The following is an 18319-nucleotide window of genomic DNA, read 5'->3' as shown; positions in this document are numbered from 1 at the left end:
TGAAGTCGCCCCTACACATCGGCTCGATCCCCGGAGAAAGAGCCACCACCGGCCAGTCACCGAGCCGATGCTTGAACCGCCGAGATGCGCCGGGCGCGGGAAGGCCCTGTAGGGGCGACTTCAGTCGCCCACCCCACTGCCAGACGGCCCTGTTCGGCGAGGTGCTTTGCCGGCCTCGCAAAGAGCTTATCTCCTGAAGTGATGATGATTCCTGGGCAGGGCTGCGCCGCCGGTGTTGGCCGGGCAGCAGCTGCGGGTCACCGGGGGCGCCGGCTCGTGTCGGGAGCGGTGCCGCATTCTCCTTTCGGATGAAGGCCTTCCGTGGGGATCACCCTTCCTGGCGGGCGGGTGGCGCACAAGTTGCAAAAGGAGGCCCGTGCGTCCAATGACAACAAGGCCTCCCTCATCCTTCAACGCCGCCTGGGCGCAGGGTCGGACCACCGGCCACACGCCGTGCGCGCTTCGTGTTCGGGCCGTGGCGGACCGGGGCCGGATTGCAGAGTCCGGTCCACCTCAAGCCTTCTTCGCGCGTTCTGAACAGGAGAGAACCCGGTGCTCCCAGGCCCGGGTTCTCGCCCACTGACCCACTTTCCGACTTCGGCGACCATGTGCCAGCTCCTCGGGCTCAACAGCAACCTGCCCACCGACATCTGCTTCTCCTTCAAGGGCTTCAAGGCCCGCGGGGGTGGCACGGACATCCACGCGGACGGCTGGGGCATCGCCTTCTTCGACGGCCCCGGGCTGCACATCGTCAATGAGCCGCAGCCTTCATGCCGCTCGCGACTGGCGGAGATGATCAGCCATCACCCCTTTCCGGCCAGCAACATCGTCGCCCACATCCGCAAGGCCACCGTGGGGGCCGTGCGCCTGGAGAACACCCATCCCTTCTCCCGCGAGCAATGGGGCAGCAACTGGGTGTTTGCCCACAACGGCACGCTGCTGGATTTCACCCCCGATTTCGACGGCCGCTTCCGTCCGGTCGGCACGACCGACAGCGAACGGGCCTTCTGCTGGCTGATGCAGGAGATGCGACGCCGTTTCGGCGATGTCCGTCCTCCCCTGGAGGTGCTCTTCGGGTGGTTGGGTGAGGCCGCCATCACCCTGACCCGCCACGGGGTCATCAACTTCCTGCTCTCCGATGGTGACGTGATGCTGGCCCACTGCTCGACCCGTCTGCATTACGTGATCCGCCAGGCGCCGTTCGGCGAGGTGCATCTGCAGGACGCCGATCTGGGCCTGGACCTGACTGCCAGCCTCGACCCAGACATGCGCGCCGTGCTGCTGGCCACCGTGCCCCTGACCCGCAACGAAGACTGGGTGGCCATGCCGGCCGGCAGCCTGTGGGCCTTTCGGGAGGGCACGGTGCTGGCCACCGCCGACACCCTGGCGGGCCGCATCCCCGAGGGGGCCCAGGCCTGCTCGTGAGGTGATGAAGCTGACCCCCGGGTGTCAGGGGCCACGCGGACGCAGCCGGAACAACTCGACCGTGACCGGGTTGGGCTTAGCCTGCGTCCTGCCGCCGTGGCAGGCGCCGGATCCAGAAGGCCATCTCGAAGGCCACGCCGGCAATGACGAAGCCGGCGCTGCCGCTGTCGGCGCCGGCCGCGTAGAGGGCCAGGGCGGCGAGCACGAGGCCTGCGGTGGTCAGCGTGTGGATCATCGGGGGGCTCCGATATCGACGGGGCGGCGGGCTTACTTGCCGTCGCCGAACTTGCTGTCTGCCGCCTTGGCGTCGGTGGCGATCTTCTCGTTGGCTTCCCGGGCGGCCTGGGCTTCACCGTTGATGGTCTGGCTGATCAGATCGCTGGTGGCCTTGATGTCGGCATTGCCTTCCTTTTGCAGGCAGTCGAGCCAGGCGCGCTGGGTCTGGCGGTAGGTGTTCACCGCGCCGACGCTCTTGTTGAAGGCGTCGGCGTTCTTCAGGTCGAGGCTGACCACGGCGGGGCGGGGGCCGCAGGCGTGGGTCCAGGTTCCGTTGTCGATGCGCCCGGCGTGGGCGGGCAGGGTGGCGGCAAGGGCGAGCAGGGTGACGATGAGGCGGGGCATGGGTTTCTCCGGTGAGGGTCAGCTCTTGGCTGCGGACGGGTTGGGGGGCGTGTCGCTGGCAGCGGCCTTGGGGCCGGCGGGCTTGTCGCCGGGGGCGCCCTTGCGGCCCTTGTCGGGCAGAGCCCTGGGGGTGACGGTTTCACCTTCGGTGAGGAGGTCGGAGGGGCTGCTGACCAGGACTGCTCCGGCTTCCAGGCCGGAGAGGATCTCGATGTCCCGGCCCAGGTCACGGCCCAGCCTGACCGGGACGAAGCGGATCCGGTTGTCGGCCGTCACGCTGAGCACGCGGGTGCCCTCCTGCCCGGTGACCAGGGTGTTGGTGGGCACCAGCAGGGCCTTCAGGCCGCTGGTCAGGCCCAGGGTGACCTGGGCGTAGCTGCCGGGCAGGAGCTTGCCGTCGGGGTTGGGCAGGACGAGTTCGACCTGGCGCGCGCGACTGCCCGGGTCCAGGGCGCCGGCCGCGTGGGCGACCCGGGCGTGGTGGGTGTGGCCGGGGTTCTCGGGCAGGCTGATGGCCACCTCCTGACCGGCGCTCACTTCGCTGGCATACACCTGGGGCACCCAGATGGTGATGTGCAGAGGGTCGGTCTGGGCGATGGCAAAGAGTTCCTTGCCGTTGGCGGCGATGAGATCGCCGATCTCGATGCTGCGCCGGGTGATGACGCCATCGAAGGGCGCCACCACCCGCCGGAATTCCTTCATCTGCTCGAGGCGGCGCAGGTTGGCCTTCACTGCGGCCAGGTCGGCCCGGGCCTGGGCCACGGCGCTGCGCTTCTCGTCCACATCCTGCTTGGCGATGCTGTCCAGGGCGTTGAGTTTTTCCCAGCGCACCAGGGTCTGGGTGGCCAGATCGAGACGCACCTGGACCTGATCGCGGGCCGCCTGGGCCTGGGCCAGCTCCTGATCCTGCTCGGGCGCGTCGATGGTGGCGAGAAGTTCGCCCTTCTTCACCCGGTCGCCGATGGTCTTGTGCCAGGCCTTCAGGTAGCCCGCGCTGCGGGCGTGGATGACGGTCTCGCTGCGTCCGCGCAGGGTGGCGGGCAGGGTGACGGTGCGCTGGGCGTTGCCCTGGCGGACTTTCACGGTGGACACGTGCCGGACCACGGCGCTGGCGGTGCGGGCCTCCAGGGCCCGGGCCTCCTGGTGCTCGAAGGCCAGGCGCAGGCCGCCACCGGCCAGCAGCAGGCCAAGCACACCCAGGCCGAGGAAGCGGGTGCGACGCAGGTTCGGGCTGCCAGGGCTGTGTCCCGGCGTGACGGGAGGATGGTCCGGAGGGCAGGGGGTGTGAGGATCGGACATGCTTGAGTTTCCGGTGGTCGATCAGGCGGGCGCCGGGTGCCGCTGCAGGTTCCGCCGCGCCAGCTGCTGGTGCACGCTGGCGAAGATCAGGGGGACGAAGAGCAGGGTGGAGGCGGTGGCGGCGATCAGGCCACCGATCACGGCCCGGCCCAGGGGGGCGTTCTGTTCAGCGCCTTCGCCCAGGCCCAGGGCCATGGGGAGCATGCCGGCGATCATCGCGAAGGCGGTCATCAGCACCGGGCGCAGGCGGGTGGTGGCGGCTTCCAGGGCGGCGCCAAGGGGCGGTACGCCCTCCGCCAGACGCGTCCGTGCAAAGGACACCAGCAGGATGGCGTTGGCGGTGGCCACGCCCATGGTCATGATGGTGCCGGTGAGGGCGGGTACCGACAGGGGCGTGCCCCACAGGAAGAGGATCCAGGCGATGCCGGCCAGGGCGGCAGGCAGGGTGCTGATGATGACCAGCGGATCCAGCCACGACTGGAAATTGATCACCAGCAGCAGGTACACCAGCACGATGGCCACGGCGAGGCCGAGGGCCAGGCCGGTGAAGGAGGCATGCAGGGTCTCCACCTGGCCGCGCAGGACCAGATCGACCCCGCGGGGCAGCTTCGGCCGGATCTCGTCCAGGAGGCGTTCGATGTCACGGCTGACGCTGCCCAGGTCGCGGCCTTCCACGTTGGCAAAGACGTTGAACAGGGTCTGGGTGTTGTAGCTGGTCAGCGCCGGGGCCTGGGCCACCCGGGAAAGGGACACCACGCTGCCGAGCTGACGCGGTGCTTCGCTGCCGCCGCCCACCGGGGTACGCATCAGCGCGTCCAGGCTGTCGAGGGCGGTTTCCGGGCTGCGCACACCGATGGTGTACGTGTTGCCGTTGGCCGGGTTGAGCCAGTAGGCCGGAGCCGCCTGCATGCTGCCCGAGAGGGAGATCATCACGTTCTGGGCCACATCACGGGCCGACAGGCCGAGTTGCTGCAGGCGCGTTCGGTCCATGTCCAGGGCCAGGGTGGGTTTGCTCCAGCGCTGGAAGACGTGGGCATCGACGATGCCCGGGATCTGGCGCAGGCGGTTGTTGGTCTCCACTGCCAGAGGGATGAGCTCGGTGGGCTTGCCGCCAATGAACTGGATGTCGATGGGGGCGGGGGTGCCGAAGTTGAGGGTCTGGCTGACCTGATCGGCGGGCTGGAAATAGAACTCGACGCCCGGGAAGCGTGCCGGAAGCGCCTCCCGCAGCCGGGCCATGTAGGCCTGGCTCGGGGCGTGGCCGGGGCGCAGGGACACCATGATCTCGGTGTCGGCCGTCTCCGCGGTGCCGGAGTTGCCGAACACGGTGTTGCGGGTGCTGTAGGGGCCGCCGATGATGTCCAGGATGTCGCCGAGCTCTTCCGCCGGAATGAGCTCACGGATGGTGTTTTCCACCTGGTCCACCAGCTTCGGCATCTCCTCCAGGCGGGTGCCCGAGGCGGCGCGCAGATGCAGGCGTAGCTGGCCCGCATCCACCGCCGGGAAGAGGTCCTGCCCGAGCAGCGGCACCAGCCCGAGGGACAGCAGACAGGCGGCCGCAAAGCCGGTGGCGAAACGGCGGCGCTGCTTGAGAAGGGCCGCCAGCAGCACGGTGTAATGAGCCTGCAGGGTGGAGAAGGCGGCTTCGAAGCGCAGATGGACCCGCCGGAACACGTTGTCGCGCCCATTGCGTGCGGGGTGGGCGCCATGGGTCGAAGCCATCATGTACATCACCAGGGTCGGCACCAGGGTGCGGGACAGGATGTACGAGGCCAGCATCGCAAACACCACCGCCTCGGCCAGGGGAACGAACAGGGAGCGGGCCACCCCGGTGAGGAAGAACATGGGCACGAAGACGATGCAGATGCACAGGGTGGACACGAAGGCCGGTGCCGCAATCTCCCGCGCGCCGTCGAGGATGGCCTGGTGGGGGTTCTTGCCCAAGGCCATCTGGCGCTCTATGTTCTCGATCTCCACGGTGGCGTCGTCCACCAGGATGCCCACCGCCAGGGCCAGACCGCCGAGGGTCATCAGGTTGAGGGTTTCGCCCAGCAGGTACAGCACGATCAGCGAACACATGATCGACAGGGGAATGGACACGGCGATGATGCAGGTGCTGCGCCAGTTGCCCAGGAAGAGCAGGATCATCGCCGCAGTGAGGGCGGCGGCGATCAGCGCCTCGTGGAGCACGTTGCCGATGGCCGCCCGCACAAACAGGGACTGGTCGAACATCAGCTGTACGTCGATGTCCTCGGGCAGCTTCTCGAGGATGCCGGGGATGGCCGCGCGCACGTTGTCCACCACTTCGAGGGTGGACGCGCCGCCAACCTTGAAGATCGAAGTGAGGATGCCCCGGTCGCCGTTTTGACGGACGATGGTGGTGAGGGGGCCGGCGCCGTCGCGCACGCTGGCTACGTCGCGCACCTGGATGGTCTGGCCGTCGGCGGTACGGATGGGGATCTCGCCGATCTGCGCCAGGCTCGCCACCGAGCCGTTGAGGGCCACGTCGTATTCGGTCTCGCCGATCCTGATGCTGCCGGTGGGCAGGGTCAGGGTCTGGGCGCCAATCGCGTTGGTGACATCGGCGGGGGTCAGACCCCGGGCATGCAGGGCGGCGGCGTCGATGTCCACCGAGATCTGCCGGTTGCGCGCCCCGTAGGGGGCTGTCATCTCGATGCCCTTCTTCATCCGCAGCGTGCTGCGGATCACGTCATTGGTCAGCTCCGCGACCTCGGTTTCGGGCACCGTGGCGCTGGATACCCCGAGCTGTAGCAGAGGCAGGTCGGTGGCCGAGTACTCCACCACCTGGGGCGGGGCCACCCCCACCGGCATGGAGCGGTAGGCCGAGTTGGCCGCGGCCTGGACCTGGGCCAGGGCAGTGCTGATGTGGGTGCCCGGCTGGAAGAAGACCTTGATCACCGCGACGCCATTTACCGAGAAGGACTCGGTGTGCTCCACATTGTCCACCGACTGGGTCATGGAGCGTTCGGCCGAGCGCGTGATGCGGCTGTAGATCTCGGGCGCAGCCAGCCCGCCGTAGCCATACATCATCGCAACGACCGGGATGTCGATGGTCGGCAGGATGTCGGTGGGCATCTTGCGCAGCACATAGGGCATGGACAGCAGGATGAGGAGCGCCATCACCAGAAAGGTGTAGGGGCGCCGCAGGGCGATATTGACAATCCACATAGGGCGGGAAGCGAAGGGCCGGGGGCACGCAAACCCCGGTTACCCGCAAATTCCGTTCCATGTCCGCCAGCCCAACGCTGGCGCGGCATTGGCCTTTTTCTCTGCCCGGAGGCTGTTGCGCTGGCAGCAGATCTGTTGGGGCGGCGTTGTGCCGGCAACAGGCCGGCAGGCGCTGTTGACTGCTCAGCAGCGGAGTTGGGAAATCAGCAGGGCAGGTGGGCGGTTGCGTCCAGGGCAACAGCTGAGTTGGCCAACCTGGCCGAAAAGCCATGGGCGCAATAGGGTCGTAGCCTGCTCGCAAGCGCTGAATAGGCCTGATAAATCAAATGAATGCATGCTGCTTCAGGGTGGCCGGCGGATGCTGTCACGGTTTCTGGCACGGTGAATGCGATGGAAAGGCCTGGCGGCACGCATTCCGCGTGCCGGACATGGCCTCGCTTCCGCGGGCCTTCATCTGCGAACCCGATCCCCGCCATGAATCCCAATGTTCCTGTGAAAACCCCCATCAAGACCGTTCTCGCCGCCGCCCTCACCTTGGCCACGCTGAATGCCATGGCCCAGGAGGCCGTCACCCCGGCCATCCCCGGCGTCGTCAATGCCGGAACCCGGATCGAACTGATCAAGGACGGCTTCAAGGGTACGGAGGGCCCCATCGCCGCGCCGGACGGCAGCGTGCTGTTTACCGAGAACCAGAACGCCCGTGTCATCCGCATTGCGCCGGATGGCTCCACCTCGGTCTTCCTCGACAACACCAACGGGGTCAATGCCCTGGCCTACGCCCCCAACGGCGACCTGGTGGCCGTGCAGACCCTCGACCCTAAGGTCGGCGTGATCCTGCCTGCCGGCAATGCCCGCACTCTGGCCGCCAAGGTGGAGGGCGGCCTCAACCTGGGGCGGCCGAATGATCTGGTGGTGGACCGCAAGGGCTTCGTGTATTTCACCGATTCCGGCGTCAATCCCAATGCCGACCCCAAGCCCGACCTGACCCGCATCGCCAAGCCGGCGGTGTATCGCATCTCGCCGGAGTTCGCCGTCGAGCGCCTGGCCAATGACATCACCCGTCCCAACGGCATCCAGCTGAGCCCGGACGAGAAGACCCTCTACGTGGCCAACACCGCCGGCGAGCACGTGCTGGCCTATGACATCGCGGCCAACGGCAAGCTGGGCGCCAAGCGCGAGTTCGCAAAGCTGGAGGGCTTCCGCCAGACCGATAGTGGCACCGGCAGTGGCCCCACCAGCGGCGCCGACGGCCTGGCGGTGGATGCCGAGGGGCGTCTCTACGTGGCCTCCAATGCCGGGGTCCAGGTGTTCACGCCGAAGGGTGAGGCCCTCGGCATCATCGCCCTGCCCAAGCGCCCCCAGAACCTGGCCTTCGCCGGCCCCGACAAGAAGACCCTTTACGTGGTGGGCAGCGGCTCCGCCTGGCGCATTCCGGTGCTCACCGCCGGCTACGCCGGCCGCGCCAAGTAAGCCCGCCCCTGCCGGAGACACCACCATGACCCGCAAGACCGCAGCCGACTTCCAGCCCGAAGTACTCCAGCTCTTCGACAAGTATGTTCACGGCATCATCCCGCGCCGGGAGTTCCTGACCCGCGCCGGGCAGTACGCCGTGGCCGGCGTCACCGCCGAAGGCCTGCTCAATGCCCTCAGCCCGCGCTTCGCCGAAGCTCAGGAAGTGCAGCACAGCGACCCGCGCATCCAGGCCCGCTACGTGGAATATCCGTCACCGAAAGGCTACGGCACCCTGCGCGGCTACCTGGTGCAGCCGGCCGGTGCCAAGGGCAGGCTGCCTACCGTGCTGGTGGTGCACGAGAACCGTGGCCTCAACCCCCACATCGAGGACATCGCCCGGCGCCTGGCCCTGGACGGCTTCATCGCCTTTGCGCCGGATGCCCTGTTTCCCCTCGGCGGCTATCCCGGTGACGAGGACAAGGCCCGGGAGCTCTTTCCCAAGCTCGACCAGACCAAGACCCGGGAAGACTTCATCGCTGCCGTGGCCATCCTCAAGAGCCTGCCCCAGGGCAACGGCAAGGTGGGCGTCACCGGTTTCTGCTACGGCGGCGGCATCTCCAACTTCCTGGCCACGCGCATCCCCGATCTGGCGGCTGCCGTGCCCTTCTATGGCGCTCAGCCGTCGGTCGACGACGTGGCGAAGATCAAGGCGCCGCTGCTGGTCCATTACGCCTCCGACGACGAACGCATCAACGCCGGCTGGCCGAAGTTTGAGGCCGCCCTGAAGGCAGCGGGCGTGAGGCATCAGATCTACTTCTACCCGGACACCCTGCACGGCTTCAACAACAACACCACGCCCCGCTACCAGCCGGCCGCCGCCAAGCTCGCCTGGCAGCGCACGGTGGATTTCTTCAGGACGCACCTCAAGGCCTGAATCACCCACGGGGCTGTCCCTTCATCCCATCCCTTCAAACCAAACCCATCCATTCGGAGCTTCAATGAAACAACTCGTCAAACCCCTGCTTGCTGTCCTCGTCCTCACCGCCACCTCGGCCGCCTTTGCCCAGCAGGCACCCAAGCCCGAGCAGATCATCAAATGGCGTCAGTCCGTCTATCAGGTGCTGGCCTGGAACAACGGCCGCATCAAGGCCAGCGTCGAAGGCACCTACAACAAGGAGGAAGTGATCCGCGCCGCCAACGCCATTGCCGCCATCGCCAACTCCGGCCTCGGCGCCCTGTACCCGGCCGGCACCGAAACCGGCAAGGGCTGGCGTGAAACCACGGTCAAGCCCGAGCTGTTCACCGACACGGCCAAGGCCGGCGAAGCCGCCCGCAAGTTCGTCACCGAATCCAACGAACTCGCCAAGGTCGCTGCCACCGGCGACGCCGCCGCCGTCAAGGTGGCCTTCGGCAAGCTCGGCGCCTCCTGCAAGGGCTGCCACGACGACTTCCGCAAGAAGGATTGAGGTCCGCCCAGGCTGCGCCCCGCCGCAGGTCGCGGGGCCTGCTTTCCCCACTTCCGAGAGGATGCTGATCATGACCCTTTCTGCTTCCCTCAAGGCGCTGCTTGTGGCCGCAGCCCTCTCCGGCTGCGTCTCCGCCCATGCCGAAACCTTCCGGCTGCCCGAAGGCCTCGTACTCGAAGCGCCGGACGACCTCGAGATCACCTATCAGAACGTGCCCGCCTACGACGCCTCCAAGAAGGTGATCGTTGGATGGGACAACGGCAAGCTGCTTTACCTGATTGACGTGACGCGCCTGCCCCAGGGCGCCAACGACGCGGGGCGCTACCTGGAGCGCCTGCTCATGGACATCGGCGGCAACAGCGTGGGCCAGGCGGTCAATGTGCGCAGCAAGGGTCAGTATCCAGCCATCGGGGGGCTGGCCGGACATTACGTGGACTACCGCTTTGTTCCCACCGGCCGCGAGCGGGCCCAGCATCAGGTGGCCCACTTCCTGACCGATGCCCGGGTGTCCTTCACGGTTTTCGTGTCGGTCGTGGATGTTGCGGGTACGGGTCGTGCCTTGAAGGATTCCGTGGCCCTGCTGAAGACGGCAGCGCTGACGCTCCCGCCCCAGGCAAGGGCCACGGCGATCCCCGAGGCCGCATCCCGGCCCGCCGCGACCTCTGCGGACATGGCCTTGGTCGGACGCTGGACCGCGAGCCGCAAGCTCTCCGACAGTCTTACCGTCGAGACGCTCACCGAGCTCAAGTCCGATCACAGCTTCAGTGGCCGGGGGACATTCAACGGTCAGACCGTGGTGGAGTACTCGGGCACCTGGTCGTCGGATGGCAAGCACATCGACTGGAACTACCTGCACAGCGCGCCGCCCCTGCAGGAACGTTACCGCCAGGATCAGGACACCATCGTCTCCTTTGATGGCCAGCGCCTGGTGGTGCAGTCCCGGGAGAGCGGGGTGACCCGCAGCCTGGCCCGGTCGGACTAGCGCACCGGCTCCGCTGGCGCCGGCCGGGAGCCTCCCGCTTGCTCAGTTGGTCCGCGGAGGCGGTGCCGTGATGCGGGCCACCTTGCCACCCTGATCCTCGTAATCCAGCGAACCCGCGGCACCCGCAATCCGGAAGCCCCTGGCCGTCAGCTTGTCACCCACGGCGCCGGCGCGGTGGGCATGGTTGGATACGGTGATGATGCTGCGGTCGCGGGGAATGTAGTCCAGGTACTTATCCACGTCGGCAGCCTGGATGCTCAGGAAGGCCGGGAAACTCCCCTTGGTGATCAGCTCGTCCGGGCGGCGCACGTCGAGGACCAGCACCTGCCCCGGTCTGGCCAGCAGGGCGTCGATCTCGGCGCGGTTGAGCTGCTTGGTCTTGTAGATCCAGGGGGGAGCCACATAAGGCTGGGCAGGTGTGGCCGGTGCCGCTTGCTGGGCCAGGCTGGCGGTGGAGCCGACGGCAAGAACGGCGGCGAGGATGAGAGCGGATTTCATGATGGAGTTCCGGAGTGTTGGACGATATGAACGGGGAGCACGAGGCTTCACCGCAGATGCGGTAATGCAACATCCAGGCCGGATTACGCAGGCTGCACATAATTCGCAAAGTATTGATCTGAAAGTATTTATTCGCGCATCAAAGGCCTGTCGGGAGGAAGGCGCTGCTGCGCCATGAACACCCCGGCAGCGGAATGTCTGGAATTTCAACAGTGAAGACAACGGTCTGCCTGTGATCGGCGTGGGGTGGGCGACTGAAGTCGCCCCTGCGGGAGCGGCTTCACGGATTGTCAGACGACGCGTCAAACTGAGGAAATCAGGATGAATTCGACCCCACTGGGTGCGCGGGTGAGCAGCAGACCTGCGCCTGCCATCTTCAGATCCAGTCGATCCGCCCCGCCACCGGTGGCGGGAGAAAACCTGATTACCAGGCCGGCGCGGCGCTGGCCGGTTGGGGCGCGGCGGCCGGGGGAGGCGGCAGCAGGGCGCCGGCGGCGGCCAGGCCGGCTGCGCCGGCGATGGCGGCGGCCACCAGGAAGGCGATGAAGCCGCCGCCACGCCTGGCAGCGGGCGGCGGGGCGTACTGGCCCGCTCTGGCGGCGGCTGGGTCGGCGGCTTTCCAACCGGTCAACATGGGTTTGACGAGGTTCTCCTTCTTCACCCGCAGGTAGAACACGATGGCGCCCACATGCACGGCGATAAGGGCCAGCAGACCGTTCTGCAGCAGGGCGTGCCAGCTATGGAAGCGGTCGGAGAGGTCCTTGCCGACCCAGTCGGCGAAGGGGCCCTGGTAGGCGATGTCATCGTTGGTGAACAGGCCGGTGGCGGCCTGGATGGCCACCAGGGCAAGCAGGCCGAGCACCGACAGGGCGCCGATGGGGTTGTGGCCAAGGCCGCGCCATTCGCCCCGCAGGTAGGCGCGGATGGCCGCCGGGCCACGTACGAAGGTGGCGAAGCGGGCCGTCGGGGTGCCGGTGAAACCCCACACGATGCGGAACACCACCAGGCCGACTATGAAGAAGCCGGCCCGGCCGTGCCAGTCGATGAGGTTGCCGCCGAGGGTGCCGGAGATGTAGGCGAAGGTGATGCTGGCGACGAGCAGCCAGTGGAAGAGGCGGATGGGCAGATCCCAGACGCGTTGGCGATTCATGATGGCTCCTGGAGAGGTCAATGGAAGGAGGGGGGAGGGCCGGGCTCAGGACGGGCTTCCGCCAATGGCCTTGAACAGGGCCACGCTGCCGGTCAGGCGGCGGATCAGGATGTCGAGGCGGGCCCGTTCGGCGTTGAGGGCGACGGTCTGCGCGTTGGTGACGTTGAGGTAGCTCACCGTGCCGGCCAGGTATTGGTTGTTCACCAGCGCCAGGGTTTCGGTGGCGGCGGCCAGGGCTTCGGCCTGGGCCTGGGCTTCCGCTTCCAGGGTACGCAGGGCGGCCAGGTTGTCTTCGACTTCCTGGAAGGCGGTGAGGACGGTCTGGCGATAGGCGGCCACCGTCTCGTCCCAGACAGCGATGGCCTGGGCCTTGCGGGCCGAGCGGGCGCCGGCATCGAACACGCTCAGGGCCAGGTTGGGGCCGAGGGACCAGAACTGGTTGGGCAGGGACAGCACCCGGGCCAGGGCGCCGGCCTGGGTGCCGGCGGTGGCGCCCAGGGTGAGGGTCGGGAAGAAGGCGGCCTGGGCCACGCCGATCTGGGCATTGGCGGCGGCCACCCGGCGTTCGGCGGCGGCGATGTCGGGGCGGCGCTCCAGCAGCGTCGAGGGCAGCAGGCCGGGCACCGCCGGCAGGGCGGGCAGGGTGCTGGCCGGGGCCAGGGCCAGGTCAGCGGGGGGGCGGCCGGTGAGCACGGCGATGGCGTGCTCCAGCTGGCGGCGCTGGATGCCCAGGTCAATGAGCTGGGCCTGGGCCGTCTTCAGCTGGGCCTGGGCCTGGGTGACGTCGGCACGGGCGGCGACGCCGGCATCGAAGCGGTTGCGGGTGATTTCGGCCGAGCGGGTGTAGGCGGCCACCGTGCGTTCAAGCAGGGCGTGCTGGGCATCGTTGATGCGTAGCTGCAGGTAGGCCTGGGTGACGGCGGCCTGGGCCGACAGGCGGGCCGCCTGCAGGTCGGCACCCACGGCGGCGGCGCTGGCGCCGGCCGCTTCGCCGCTGCGGGCGATGCGGCCCCACAGGTCGGGCTCCCAACTGGCGGTGAGGGACAGGCGGCTGGTGTTGCGGATGGGGGCACCGACGTTGGCGGTGGTGCCGCCGGTGGTGGTGGTGCTGACCCCCTGGCTGCGGGTGACCCCGGCGGCGGCATTGAGGGTCGGGAGCAGGGCCGCCTGGGCGGCATCGAGCACCGCAGTGGCCTGGCGATAACGGGCCTCCGCCACGCGGATGTTCTGGTTGGACAGCTCGACCTGCTCGACCAAACTGTCCAGCTGCGGGTCGGCGAAATGCTTCCACCAGGCCTGCCTGGCTCTGGCATCGGCTGTGGTGGTGGCCGCTGCAGTGGCCGCTCCATCGGTGGCGGCGAGCTTCCAGCCGTCTGCCTCGCGGAACTGGCCGGGGACCGGTGCTTCCGGGCGGCGGTAGTCGGGGCCGACGGCGCAGCCCGCGAGGAGCAGGGCGGCCGACAGCAGGGCGAGGCGAGGTTTCATTGCGAGGATGGCGTGGGGCGTCATGGGTGCAGGGTCGGAGGCGGTGCCGCGGCCGTCGTGTTGCGGCGGCTGCGCAGGCGCGCGAGGCTCAGGCGCAGGCGGTCGAGCTGGAGGTAAACCACCGGGGTGGTGTAGAGGGTCAGGATCTGGCTGAGGATCAGGCCACCGACGATGGTGATGCCCAGGGGCTGGCGCAGCTCGGCGCCGTCACCCACGCCAAAGGCCAGGGGCAGGGCCCCGAACAGGGCGGCCACGGTGGTCATCATGATCGGCCGGAAGCGCAGCAGGCAGGCCTCGAAGATGGCGTCCCGGGGGGACAGGTCGCGGCTCCGTTCGGCCTCGATGGCGAAGTCGATCATCATGATGGCGTTCTTCATGACGATGCCGATGAGCAGGATTACCCCGATCAGCGCGATCACCCCGAACTCGGTCTTGAACAGCAGCAGCGCCAGGATCGCCCCGACCCCTGCCGAGGGCAGCGTGGACAGGATGGTGATGGGGTGCATCAGGTTCTCGTAGAGCATGCCCAGGATCAGGTAAACCGCCACGATGGCGGCCAGGATGAGCAGAGGCTGGCTCTTCAGGGAGGCCTGGAAGGCCTTGGCGTTGCCTTCGAAGTTGCCGTGCACCGAGCTGGGCACGCCGATCCGGGCCATCTCCAGGCGCACGGCGTCGGTGGCTTCCGACAGGGACACGCCCAGGGCCAGGTTGAAGGAGATCGTGCTGGCCACGCTACCGCCCTGGTGCTGCACCGACAGGGGCATGGTGCCGGACTCCCAGCGGGCGAAGGCGCCCAGGGGAACCCGGTTGCCGTCCGGCCCGACGACGAACAGGTCGTTGAGGGATTCGGGGCTCTGCAGGTAGCGCTGCTCGGCTTCCAGCACCACCCGGTACTGGTTGAGGGGGCCGTAGATGGTGGACACCAGGCGCTGGCCGAAGAGGTCGTTGAGGGTGGCGTTGATCAGGCGCTGGTTGAGGCCGAGGCGCGCCACGGCGTCCCTGTCCACTGACAGGTAGGTCTGCTCGCCCTTGTCCTGGCGGTCGGAGCTGACGTCCTCGAGCTGGGGCAGCTTGCGCATGACCTCCCGGATGCGCGGCTCCCAGGTCTTCAGCTCCTGCAGGGAGTCCGACTGCAGGGTGAATTCGTACTGGGCGCCGGACATACGTCCGCCGATGCGGATGTCCTGGGCGGCGACGAGGTACAGGCTGGCGCCGGGCTCCCGGGACACCTTGCCGCGCAGGCGGGCGATCACCTGGTCGGCGGTCACGTCGCGTTCGGCGAGGGGCTTGAGGGTGACGAACATCATGCCGCCCCCGCCCCGCGGGCCACCGCCTCCCCCTCCGCCGGCGTAGCCGACCACGTTATCCACGGCGGGGTCGCTCTGCACGATGGACACGAAGCGGGACAGCTTGCCCTGCATGGACTGGAAGGAGGTGCGCTGGTCGGCGTCGATGAAGCCCATGATGCGGCCGGTGTCCTGCTGGGGGAAGAAGCCCTTGGGGACGATGCCGTACAGGTGGATGTTGAAGGCGACGGTGCCGAACAGCAGCGCCAGCGTCACCCACGGGTGGCGCAGCACCAGGGCCAGGCTGCGCCGGTAGCCGCCGATCAGGGCGTCGAGCAGGCGGCTACCCGGCGAGTGGCGCGGGGTCTGGGTGAGGGGCGGGTGGGCCTTGAGCAGGTGCGCGCACATCATCGGGGTGAGAGTCAGGGACACCACCAGGGACACCAGGATGGCCGCCGACAGGGTCACCGCGAACTCCCGGAACAGGCGCCCGACGATGCCGCCCATCATCAGGATGGGGATGAACACGGCGATCAGCGACAGGCTCATGGACAGCACGGTGAAGCCCACCTCCTGCGCCCCCTTGATGGCTGCGTCGAAGGGGCGCATGCCGGCCTCGATGTGGCGGGAGACGTTCTCCAGCACCACCACGGCGTCATCCACCACGAAACCGGTGACGATGACCAGGGCCATCAGGGAGAAGTTGTTGAGGGAGAAGCCGCACAGGTACATCACCCCGAAGGTGCCGAGCAGGGACACCGGCACGGCCACGCTGGGGATGAGGGCGGCCCGCGCGTTGCGCAGGAACAGGAAGACCACCATGATCACCAGGGCCACGGAGAGCAGCAGGGTGTGCTGCACCTCGCGCAGGGAGGCGCGGATGGTGACGGTCCGGTCGGCCACCACCTCGAGCTTGATGCCCGGCGGCAGCTCTTCGCGCAGCATGGGCAGGATGGCCGTGATCCGGTCGACGGTCTCGATCACGTTGGCATCGGGCTGGCGGTTGATCAGCAGGATCACCGCGGGCTTGCCGTTGGCGAGGCCGATGTTGCGGGTGTCCTGCTCGCCGTCGAAAACCCGGGCCACGTCGCCCAGGCGCACGGCGGCGTTGTTCTTCCATGAGACGATGGTGGGCACGTAGTCGGCGGCCTTGCCGGCCTCGTCGCTGGCGCCCAGCTGCCAGTGGCGCTCACCGTTCGCCAGGCTGCCCTTGGGGCGGCTGACGTTGGCGGCATCGATGGCCTTGCGCACGTCTTCCACGCCGATGCCGGCGGCTGCCAGGGTGGCCGGGTCCACCTCGACCCGCACCGCCGGCAGGGAACCGCCGCCCAGGTTCACCTGGCCGACGCCCTTCACCTGGGCCAGGCGCTGGGCCAGCACCGTCGACGCGAAGTCGTACATCTCGGCCCGGGAGAGGGTGTCGGAGGTCATCGACAGGATCAGCACCGGCATGTCGGAGGGGTTGATCTTGCGGTAGCTGGGGTTGCCGGCCATGCCGCTGGGTAGCTGGGCCCGGGTGGCGTTGATGGCCGCCTGCACGCTCTTGGCGGCGCTCTCGATGTTCTGGTCGAGGTCGAGCTGCAGGGTGATGCGGGTGCTGCCCAGGGAGCTGGAGGAGGTCAGCTCGGTGACGCCGGCGATGGTGCCCAGGGCCCGCTCAAGGGGCGTCGCCACCGTCGCCGCCATGGTCTCCGGGCTCGCTCCGGGCAGGCTGGCGGAAACGGTCAGGGTCGGGAAGTCCACCTGGGGCAGGGCCGCCACCGGCAGCAGGCGATAGGCCACCAGGCCCACCAGGGCCAGTGCCAGGGCCAGCAGGGACGTGGCCACCGGGCGGCGGATGAAGAGGGCGGAGAGGGTCATGGCCGGCGCCCTTTCCACGGGCGGAGGGCGACTGAAGTCGCCCCTACGGGGGAGGTGGGGTTTGGTAGGGGCGACTTCAGTCGCCCGCGGACGCGGAGCATCGGCAGGCGGGTCATGCGAAGGCGGCCTTCCAGCGGCGGGCGGCGTGGTCGAAGGCCAGGTAGATCACCGGCGTGGTGAAGATGGTGAGCACCTGGCTGACCAGCAGGCCGCCGACCATGGTGATGCCCAGGGGCTGGCGCAGCTCCGAGCCGACGCCGTCGCCCAGCATCAGCGGCAGGGCGCCCAGAAGGGCGGCCAGGGTGGTCATCAGGATGGGCCGGAAGCGCAGCAGGCAGGCTTCGCGGATCGCCTCGCGGGGGGACTTGCCCTGCTCGCGCTCTGCCTCCAGGGCGAAGTCGATCATCATGATGGCGTTCTTCTTGACGATGCCGATGAGCAGGATGATCCCGATGATGCCGATCATGCCCAGCTCGTGGCCCGACACCAGCAGGGCCAGCAGGGCGCCCACACCGGCCGAGGGCAGGGTGGACAGGATGGTGACCGGATGGACGGTGCTCTCGTAGAGCACACCCAGCACGATGTACATGGTCACCACGGCGGCGAGGATCAGCAGCAGGGTGTTGTCCAGGGAGGCCTGGAAGGCCAGGGCGGCACCCTGGAAGCTGCTGCGCATGCCCCGGGGCAGCCCGAGCTCGGCTTCGGCGGCGCGGATGGCCTTGACCGCATCGCCCAGCACAACGCCTGGCGCCAGGTTGAAGGACAGGGTGACCGCCGGAAACTGGCCGATGTGCTGGATGGCCAGGGTGCTGCGCCGCTCACTGATGCGCGCCACCGACGACAGGGGCACGCTGCGCCCGCCGGCGGCGGGGACGTGGATGTGCTCCAGCGCCGCCGGGCTGGTCTGGAACTCGGGGGCCACTTCCAGCACCACCCGGTAGAGGGCCGACTGGGTGAAGATGTTGGACACCTGACGCTGGCCGAAGGCGCTGTAGAGGGCGTTGTCGATGGCCGCCGGGGTGATGCCCAGGCGGCCGGCGCTGTCCCGGTCGATGTCGATGTAGGCCAGGGTGCCCTGGTCCTGCAGGTCGCTGGCCACGTCGGCCAGTTCGGGCGCGGCGCGCAGCCGTTCGACCAGGCGGCCCGTCCAGTCGGCGAGCTGCGCTTCGTTGGCGCTCTCCACGCTGAACTGGTACTGGGTGCGACTGGCCCGGTCCTCGATGGAGAGGTCCTGCACCGGCTGCATGTACAGCCGGGTGTCGAAGCGGCGCTCGGCCAGGCGGGCCTGCAGGCGCCGGATGACTTCGGTGGCGTCGGCGTCCCGCTCGTCGTGGGGCTTCAGCTTGATGAGCATGCGCCCGCTGTTGAGGGTGGTGTTGGTGCCGTCCACGCCGATGAAGGAGGACAGGTTTTCCACGGCGGGGTCTTCCAGCACCGCATCGGCGAGGGCGCGCTGGCGCCCCACCATGGCGTTGAAGGCATACCGTTCCACACAACCCCATTGACATGTTTTCCTGGCCGGTGCGAGGCCGGGAATAACCCTTCGCTATAGTCTGGTATACCTTGTGCTTACGCCATAGCCTTTCATCTACCATGGCATGGCAAT

At 68.2% G+C, this 18319-nt stretch carries 14 protein-coding genes; 5 read left to right on the top strand and 9 right to left on the bottom strand.

Features of this window, described 5'->3' with window-relative positions:
- Positions 1 to 606: 606 nt before the first annotated feature.
- Entirely contained in the window at positions 607 to 1425 is an 819-nt protein-coding gene (locus ACIQ09_RS17370) for a class II glutamine amidotransferase (protein WP_398312768.1), read from the top strand.
- Positions 1426 to 1501: 76 nt separating this feature from the next.
- Here the strand turns inward: ACIQ09_RS17370 and ACIQ09_RS17365 are convergent, their stop codons facing one another.
- From ACIQ09_RS17365 to ACIQ09_RS17350, 4 genes are read right to left on the bottom strand one after another with little or no spacing between them, the layout of a single operon-like run.
- Positions 1502 to 1660: a hypothetical protein gene (locus tag ACIQ09_RS17365; RefSeq protein ID WP_398312765.1), complete on the bottom strand. Its 159-nt coding sequence runs from the start codon at positions 1658 to 1660 to the stop codon at positions 1502 to 1504.
- A gap of 32 nt (positions 1661 to 1692) precedes the next feature.
- Positions 1693 to 2046 carry a hypothetical protein gene (locus ACIQ09_RS17360; RefSeq protein WP_398312762.1) on the bottom strand — a complete coding sequence of 118 codons (354 nt, stop codon included), beginning with the start codon at positions 2044 to 2046 and terminating at the stop codon, positions 1693 to 1695.
- 18 nt (positions 2047 to 2064) lie between these two features.
- Positions 2065 to 3345, bottom strand: a complete 1281-nt coding sequence (locus ACIQ09_RS17355) for an efflux RND transporter periplasmic adaptor subunit (protein ID WP_398312759.1) — start codon at positions 3343 to 3345, stop codon at positions 2065 to 2067.
- A 21-nt stretch (positions 3346 to 3366) separates the two neighbouring features.
- On the bottom strand, positions 3367 to 6534 hold the full coding sequence (locus ACIQ09_RS17350) for an efflux RND transporter permease subunit (RefSeq protein ID WP_398312755.1): 3168 nt from the start codon (positions 6532 to 6534) through the stop codon (positions 3367 to 3369).
- 474 nt (positions 6535 to 7008) lie between these two features.
- Here ACIQ09_RS17350 and ACIQ09_RS17345 point away from each other — a divergent pair, with 474 nt between their 5' ends.
- The 4 genes from ACIQ09_RS17345 to ACIQ09_RS17330 all read left to right on the top strand — a co-directional run bounded on the left by ACIQ09_RS17345 (position 7009) and on the right by ACIQ09_RS17330 (position 10434).
- Entirely contained in the window at positions 7009 to 8004 is a 996-nt protein-coding gene (locus tag ACIQ09_RS17345; protein ID WP_398312752.1) for an SMP-30/gluconolactonase/LRE family protein, read from the top strand.
- Positions 8005 to 8029: 25 nt separating this feature from the next.
- Positions 8030 to 8920 carry a dienelactone hydrolase family protein gene (locus tag ACIQ09_RS17340; RefSeq protein WP_398312749.1) on the top strand — a complete coding sequence of 297 codons (891 nt, stop codon included), beginning with the start codon at positions 8030 to 8032 and terminating at the stop codon, positions 8918 to 8920.
- A 64-nt stretch (positions 8921 to 8984) separates the two neighbouring features.
- A complete protein-coding gene (locus ACIQ09_RS17335; RefSeq protein ID WP_398312746.1) occupies positions 8985 to 9452 on the top strand; it encodes a c-type cytochrome in 468 nt (155 codons plus the stop codon).
- 70 nt (positions 9453 to 9522) lie between these two features.
- The gene (locus ACIQ09_RS17330) at positions 9523 to 10434 is read left to right on the top strand and encodes a hypothetical protein (RefSeq protein WP_398312743.1); all 912 of its coding nucleotides are present in this window, start codon (positions 9523 to 9525) and stop codon (positions 10432 to 10434) included.
- 42 nt (positions 10435 to 10476) lie between these two features.
- On the opposite strand, the gene ACIQ09_RS17325 is transcribed toward ACIQ09_RS17330, so the two are convergent.
- From ACIQ09_RS17325 to ACIQ09_RS17305, 5 genes are all read right to left on the bottom strand, one after another.
- A complete protein-coding gene (locus ACIQ09_RS17325) occupies positions 10477 to 10932 on the bottom strand; it encodes a rhodanese-like domain-containing protein (RefSeq protein ID WP_398312740.1) in 456 nt (151 codons plus the stop codon).
- A gap of 424 nt (positions 10933 to 11356) precedes the next feature.
- On the bottom strand, positions 11357 to 12082 hold the full coding sequence (locus ACIQ09_RS17320) for a cytochrome b/b6 domain-containing protein (RefSeq protein WP_398312737.1): 726 nt from the start codon (positions 12080 to 12082) through the stop codon (positions 11357 to 11359).
- Between the two features lie 45 nt (positions 12083 to 12127).
- Positions 12128 to 13567 (bottom strand): efflux transporter outer membrane subunit, encoded by a 1440-nt coding sequence (locus ACIQ09_RS17315; protein ID WP_398312734.1) that lies wholly within the window; start codon positions 13565 to 13567, stop codon positions 12128 to 12130.
- 20 nt (positions 13568 to 13587) lie between these two features.
- Positions 13588 to 16713 (bottom strand): multidrug efflux RND transporter permease subunit, encoded by a 3126-nt coding sequence (locus tag ACIQ09_RS17310; protein ID WP_398312731.1) that lies wholly within the window; start codon positions 16711 to 16713, stop codon positions 13588 to 13590.
- A gap of 112 nt (positions 16714 to 16825) precedes the next feature.
- Positions 16826 to 18205: an efflux RND transporter permease subunit gene (locus tag ACIQ09_RS17305; protein ID WP_398312728.1), complete on the bottom strand. Its 1380-nt coding sequence runs from the start codon at positions 18203 to 18205 to the stop codon at positions 16826 to 16828.
- Positions 18206 to 18319 lie beyond the last annotated feature (114 nt).

This window comes from Zoogloea sp. (assembly GCF_044344315.1).
GTDB lineage: Bacteria > Pseudomonadota > Gammaproteobacteria > Burkholderiales > Rhodocyclaceae > Zoogloea.
The sequence above is the reverse complement of the archived record's forward strand: the minus strand, read 5'-3'. Positions and strand labels throughout refer to the sequence as shown.

Bases quoted from the DNA above. Each gene is read 5' to 3' on its own strand.
- ACIQ09_RS17370 (WP_398312768.1), top strand. From the start codon at position 607: ATGTGCCAGCTCCTCGGGCTCAACAGCAACCTGCCCACCGACATCTGC.
- ACIQ09_RS17340 (WP_398312749.1), top strand. From the start codon at position 8,030: ATGACCCGCAAGACCGCAGCCGACTTCCAGCCCGAAGTACTCCAGCTC.
- ACIQ09_RS17315 (WP_398312734.1), bottom strand. From the start codon at position 13,567: ATGAAACCTCGCCTCGCCCTGCTGTCGGCCGCCCTGCTCCTCGCGGGC.
- ACIQ09_RS17355 (WP_398312759.1), bottom strand. From the start codon at position 3,345: ATGTCCGATCCTCACACCCCCTGCCCTCCGGACCATCCTCCCGTCACG.
- ACIQ09_RS17330 (WP_398312743.1), top strand. From the start codon at position 9,523: ATGACCCTTTCTGCTTCCCTCAAGGCGCTGCTTGTGGCCGCAGCCCTC.
- ACIQ09_RS17350 (WP_398312755.1), bottom strand. From the start codon at position 6,534: ATGTGGATTGTCAATATCGCCCTGCGGCGCCCCTACACCTTTCTGGTG.
- ACIQ09_RS17360 (WP_398312762.1), bottom strand. From the start codon at position 2,046: ATGCCCCGCCTCATCGTCACCCTGCTCGCCCTTGCCGCCACCCTGCCC.
- ACIQ09_RS17335 (WP_398312746.1), top strand. From the start codon at position 8,985: ATGAAACAACTCGTCAAACCCCTGCTTGCTGTCCTCGTCCTCACCGCC.
- ACIQ09_RS17365 (WP_398312765.1), bottom strand. From the start codon at position 1,660: ATGATCCACACGCTGACCACCGCAGGCCTCGTGCTCGCCGCCCTGGCC.
- ACIQ09_RS17325 (WP_398312740.1), bottom strand. From the start codon at position 10,932: ATGAAATCCGCTCTCATCCTCGCCGCCGTTCTTGCCGTCGGCTCCACC.
- ACIQ09_RS17310 (WP_398312731.1), bottom strand. From the start codon at position 16,713: ATGACCCTCTCCGCCCTCTTCATCCGCCGCCCGGTGGCCACGTCCCTG.
- ACIQ09_RS17345 (WP_398312752.1), top strand. From the start codon at position 7,009: ATGAATCCCAATGTTCCTGTGAAAACCCCCATCAAGACCGTTCTCGCC.
- ACIQ09_RS17320 (WP_398312737.1), bottom strand. From the start codon at position 12,082: ATGAATCGCCAACGCGTCTGGGATCTGCCCATCCGCCTCTTCCACTGG.